The organism is Acinetobacter sp. BY419, from assembly GCF_019038395.1.
Lineage (GTDB): Bacteria > Pseudomonadota > Gammaproteobacteria > Pseudomonadales > Moraxellaceae > Acinetobacter.
Genome location: NZ_JAGFXZ010000061.1, coordinates 1 through 4,578 on the forward strand (window position 1 = coordinate 1; position 4,578 = coordinate 4,578).

Annotated in this window: 4 protein-coding genes; 3 read left to right on the top strand and 1 reads right to left on the bottom strand. The window is 32.6% G+C overall.

Going from position 1 to position 4,578, the window contains the following annotated elements; translation table 11 throughout:
- Positions 1 to 237: 237 nt before the first annotated feature.
- The 3 genes from KUG37_RS14440 to KUG37_RS14450 all read left to right on the top strand — a co-directional run bounded on the left by KUG37_RS14440 (position 238) and on the right by KUG37_RS14450 (position 3,323).
- On the top strand, positions 238 to 1,389 hold the full coding sequence (locus tag KUG37_RS14440) for a hypothetical protein (protein WP_216938302.1): 1,152 nt from the start codon (positions 238 to 240) through the stop codon (positions 1,387 to 1,389).
- 18 nt (positions 1,390 to 1,407) lie between these two features.
- Complete coding sequence (locus KUG37_RS14445; protein WP_216938301.1) at positions 1,408 to 1,971, top strand: hypothetical protein; 564 nt, start codon at positions 1,408 to 1,410, stop codon at positions 1,969 to 1,971.
- Positions 1,972 to 2,204: 233 nt separating this feature from the next.
- Positions 2,205 to 3,323, top strand: a complete 1,119-nt coding sequence (locus KUG37_RS14450) for a Fic family protein (protein ID WP_216938300.1) — start codon at positions 2,205 to 2,207, stop codon at positions 3,321 to 3,323.
- A 484-nt stretch (positions 3,324 to 3,807) separates the two neighbouring features.
- On the opposite strand, the gene KUG37_RS14455 is transcribed toward KUG37_RS14450, so the two are convergent.
- Positions 3,808 to 4,404 (bottom strand): hypothetical protein, encoded by a 597-nt coding sequence (locus KUG37_RS14455; RefSeq protein ID WP_159373140.1) that lies wholly within the window; start codon positions 4,402 to 4,404, stop codon positions 3,808 to 3,810.
- Positions 4,405 to 4,578: the final 174 nt, after the last annotated feature.

Sequence of the window (4,578 nt, forward strand, 5' to 3'; positions counted from 1 at the left end):
TGGCGTAATTTAAGAAAAACTGTAAAGAATTCCACTTCTTGAATATATTTAATTGATTTTATAGATGTTTTTCAATGAAAACATCATAGTCGGAAAAGTTCACTACTAACTAAATTTCGTATAAGAGATTTTATGTTAAATGAGTCCAAATAGGTTTGGGAACGTGTCGATGTGGTGACTTGAGTGAGTGAGTTCATTAATATGTAGTTTTGTTTTTTATAATATTTAGGGGGAATTATGTTGAATGAATCTAATGGATCTAATGAATCTAATGAATCTAATGATGATTTGAATGAATCAGTAGATATGTCTCAGGTCAAACTAGTTAGCTCTGTTACTCAAGACATTTGTTTTCAACACTACCGTTTACACTTTGCTTCTAAGAAAAAAGTAGGACAAAACAAAAGAGGTCATGCTTTAAGGATTTTTAAAATACAGGAAGTCTTAGATGCCATTTTAAAAATTTCTTTAGATGTTAATGGTAATCAGCTTACATACAAAAATTTTATTTATAAAAGAGATGAAAGATATTCACACGCATTAGAGGAAATTAAACTTTTAGAAGAAAATAAATATGCCTTGATCATTTCTACTTCTGATTTTCAATCAGAAAACTTTTTCATCACAGATAAAGAGAATAAGAACAAACAATATATTAGGTTTTCAACTGGGCAGGGAGCGCAACGTTTTTGCCATATTCTATTAGAGATAAAAGATGACAAGGTTTTTGCTGATGTTTCCATAGAGACTCAAAAAGGAGTTTCTAATCATGTTTTGCAAAAAATGTTAGCGACTCTAATTGATATCATTGAAGAAAATGATATTGAACCGAGTCTCTTTACTGAAGTTTATAGACCAGATGGTACAGGGAAAACTTTATTAAAAATTGATGTCAAAGTAAAAATCTCAGCTATTTCTGATGCTACTTTATTAAAGAGAATCACACAGGGTGATTTCATATCAATTGAAATACGAGATAAATGGTTACAGCATACTAGTGAAGAAGTAGATTCTTTAGAGGAGGTAGAAAGTAATATTGTTTTACGTCCAAAAGGTATGCTGGATACAGAGATAAGTTTAGGTAATTTAGCTCAAGGATTACAAAAAGCGGCTAAAAAACTAACTAATGGTAAAAGCAGAAAGTTAGATAAAGAGCCTACATTCCATGTGAAGTACTTAGATGGTAATCATGAAAGAATCAGCCAAATTCATTTAGATAGTGTTACTAATGCTATGTCTGAAATGATAGTTAAGAAGACTTGGATGAATAAGTTTCAACGAGCACCTATCCTAGACTCCACTGAGATCAAGGATGTCAGCTATATAGATGAAACTTTATTAAAGCACCTAGTAGCGAAGTTAAAATATGAGTCTACTAATCAGACCTAATTTTAAGAGGATATTTACATGTTTGGTATGCTCTTATATCCATTCAGATACTTGTTTATTAAATGGGAAACTAAAGATGGAAAAATGAATGAAAAACTATGGATTGATCTTTTCTTACCAGCCATAGGAGCTGTAGTTGTTTTTCTGATTTTATATTTCTTACATGCAGATAAGTTCCCATCTTTTTTTAAAACAAGTGGATTTGATGTTGTAATTAGTTTTCTACAGACATTACCAGGTTTTTATCTTGCTGCTTTAGCTGTGATTGCATCATTTAACAACGATTTTCTTGATGATTTAACCTATGGCGAGGGTCCGATTGATAGTAATAATGAGGAAATGAGTAGGCGTAGATTCCTAACTAATTGTATAGCTTATTTAGCGATTTTAAGCATGGTTTTAGTTGGGATATCAAGTGGAATTAAATATATAGACTCAATAAATATCTTATTAAATTTAGATAGTTATAAGATATTAGTATCGTTTGTTACGGCTAGTTATGTATTCCTTTTATTACAATTGTTTTTTATTACGCTCTTAGTTTTATATTATTTGGGTGATCGATTACATCGAGCTAAATAAATGGTTAAGTTTCGCTAAAATTAACATAATACACCTGATACGAAAGGCCCTATGCATGGGCCTTTTCCTTATTCTTTTAACATAAAATCTCTTATGCGAAATTTAAATGTAAGCCCAAAATAGAAATGTCCTAGATAAATAGATGAGCTAATTAACCGATATATTCGGCTCATTAATTGAGCTGAATATATGCTATATTCAACTCATCTTAGATTTTCAGAGAAAGATTGAAAATGCAGGAATGGATTTGGCAAATACAAAACTGGACAAATTTCACATGGCAAGATTCAATTATCTTACCTAAAACCAGACAGATACATCAAAAAATAGGGATTCTTCTTGGACAAAGTCAGCATGATTTAGCAAAAGAACAATTCACTCTAGATACTCTACTTGCCAATCTTGTTGCTTCATCAGCAATTGAAAATGAAACCATCAATGTTTTTTCATTGCGATCATCTCTAGCTCAACGCTTGGGTGTCACGCTTGAACAGCCTTATCCAAGCTCAGATCGATCAGAAGGTTTAGCCAATATCATGCTAGATGCACTTAACGATGTTAAGCAACCACTGACTGTTGAGCGTCTCATGCAATGGCATCGTTGGCTTTTCAATGATCCAGACTGGACAATGCAACGTTTACGCATTGGTCAACTCCGGGGATCAGAGCCTATGCAGGTCGTTTCAGGTCGATTGCATTACCCTAAAGTACATTTTGAAGCACCTCCAAGAGAAGGCTTAGAAGATCGCTTAAATGCCTTCATAGAGTGGTTTAATCAGAGTTTAAATGATTCATTGCTTGATCCATTGTTACGTGCAGGCATTACCCATTTATGGTTTGTTACTCTGCATCCTTTTGATGATGGTAATGGCCGTATTACACGTACACTTACAGACCTTGCTCTCGCTCAAATGGATGAACAGAGCATCCGTTTGTATGCAATGTCTACTGCGATATTAAACAAACGTAAAAGTTACTATGAGGTATTAGAGCAAACCCAAAAAAATGATTCTGATATCACAAATTGGCTGATTTGGTTTCTAGACACATTGAATGATAGCCTTGAAAAAACCTTGGCGCAGATCAGTCGAACATTATTTAAAAGTCAATTTTGGCATAAACATTCAAATTCAACCCTGGGTGAAGAACAACGCAAAGTTCTAAATCGTTTATTAGACGGTGGAGAAAATGGCTTTGAACATGGTATTAGTGCTTCACAATATCAAAAGGTTGCTAAAGTCAGTAAAGCAACAGCTACTCGCCATTTATCAGACCTACTTGAGAAAGAATGTATCGTCAAATTAGAAGGTGGTGGACGTAATACACGCTATCAGATTAATACTCAGTTATAGATATTCTTAGTAATAAAAAACCCCGGCATCCTGCCGGGGTTTCTCATATTGGGTTGCTAGGTATGACTCCTGTCTTACCTCACGCTCCTGGTGCGATCTTTCTTATTCTTGTTGTTTGGAACATCCTGTTCTCTATGACTTCATCATAGGAAAATTCCACTGTTCCAGGTAGCCGCAAAGGGCCGAGATTCACGTAAGCCAGGGCGTACAAAATAGCCTAAATTTTATCCCCAGAAATTGGGGATATTTTTGGCCCTGGGAAGACCGAGAATATTGGGGAAATGTCGAATTTGAGCATTTTTTAACCGATTTTATTGGCTAAACATTACAAATCTGCTTAAAAAACACACGAGTTGTTAAAACGTCTGTTTTTTGATCTTTGAGGTTTTGGATTTATTGAGTTAACTGTTTGATAAATAACATTATTTAAAAAAGCATTTCGTATAATGCCCATTATGTTAAATGGACTTAATTTTTCAAATAATTAATTAAAATATCTGTTTGTAACGTGCTTTCTCAGCTCCAAGCCATAAATTGCACATATAAAGAAAAAAAGATTCATTAAAAAACCTAAAATCATATACAAATACACAAAAAAATCAGGTCCATTTAAAAGTTTTCTTATAGAAGATATATTTCCACCATCGGTAAAAATAAACATTTGATATCTCATATAAATAAAAACTAACAAGACTAAAGAGCATAGTAATACAATTAAAGGTCTATTGTTTTTAACATCATGAGTGCTCTGATAATATCTTTCATATTTTTTAAATAAATATTGAGTTCTAATGTCTAAGCCCACAAATGTATACTTTAAAAGCATAATTAAAAAAATAAATATTTCAAATATTAATGTAACATCATTTACTAATTTTACTTGTGGTGATGCCAAAATCATTGATTGGGAAAATTTGGTGATCCCTAAATAATCTTCAATATAAAATCCCAAAATATAAGCAACAATAAAAACTAAGAAGAAGAGATATAAATAGAAATACCTAAAAGGTGATAATTCCTCCAGAACTTTCAATAGTAGTCTATCGGGATTATAGGCAGCTTCACTTATATCATTATTCATATCCCCTCCTGTTGTTCTACGAGTTAGATTGATCTTATTTCAGTTTTCCTAAAATTAACATAATACACCTTATACGAAATGCATTATAATTTTCTTTAGAAATCAGTGCTGTAGGTTTCTATTTTTAGCCCATCTAGACTTAGATGGGCTTTTTTAATGATTTGTCACGTTCCA

Bases quoted from the DNA above. Each gene is read 5' to 3' on its own strand.
- KUG37_RS14440 (WP_216938302.1), top strand. From the start codon at position 238: ATGTTGAATGAATCTAATGGATCTAATGAATCTAATGAATCTAATGAT.
- KUG37_RS14445 (WP_216938301.1), top strand. From the start codon at position 1,408: ATGTTTGGTATGCTCTTATATCCATTCAGATACTTGTTTATTAAATGG.
- KUG37_RS14450 (WP_216938300.1), top strand. From the start codon at position 2,205: ATGCAGGAATGGATTTGGCAAATACAAAACTGGACAAATTTCACATGG.
- KUG37_RS14455 (WP_159373140.1), bottom strand. From the start codon at position 4,404: ATGAATAATGATATAAGTGAAGCTGCCTATAATCCCGATAGACTACTA.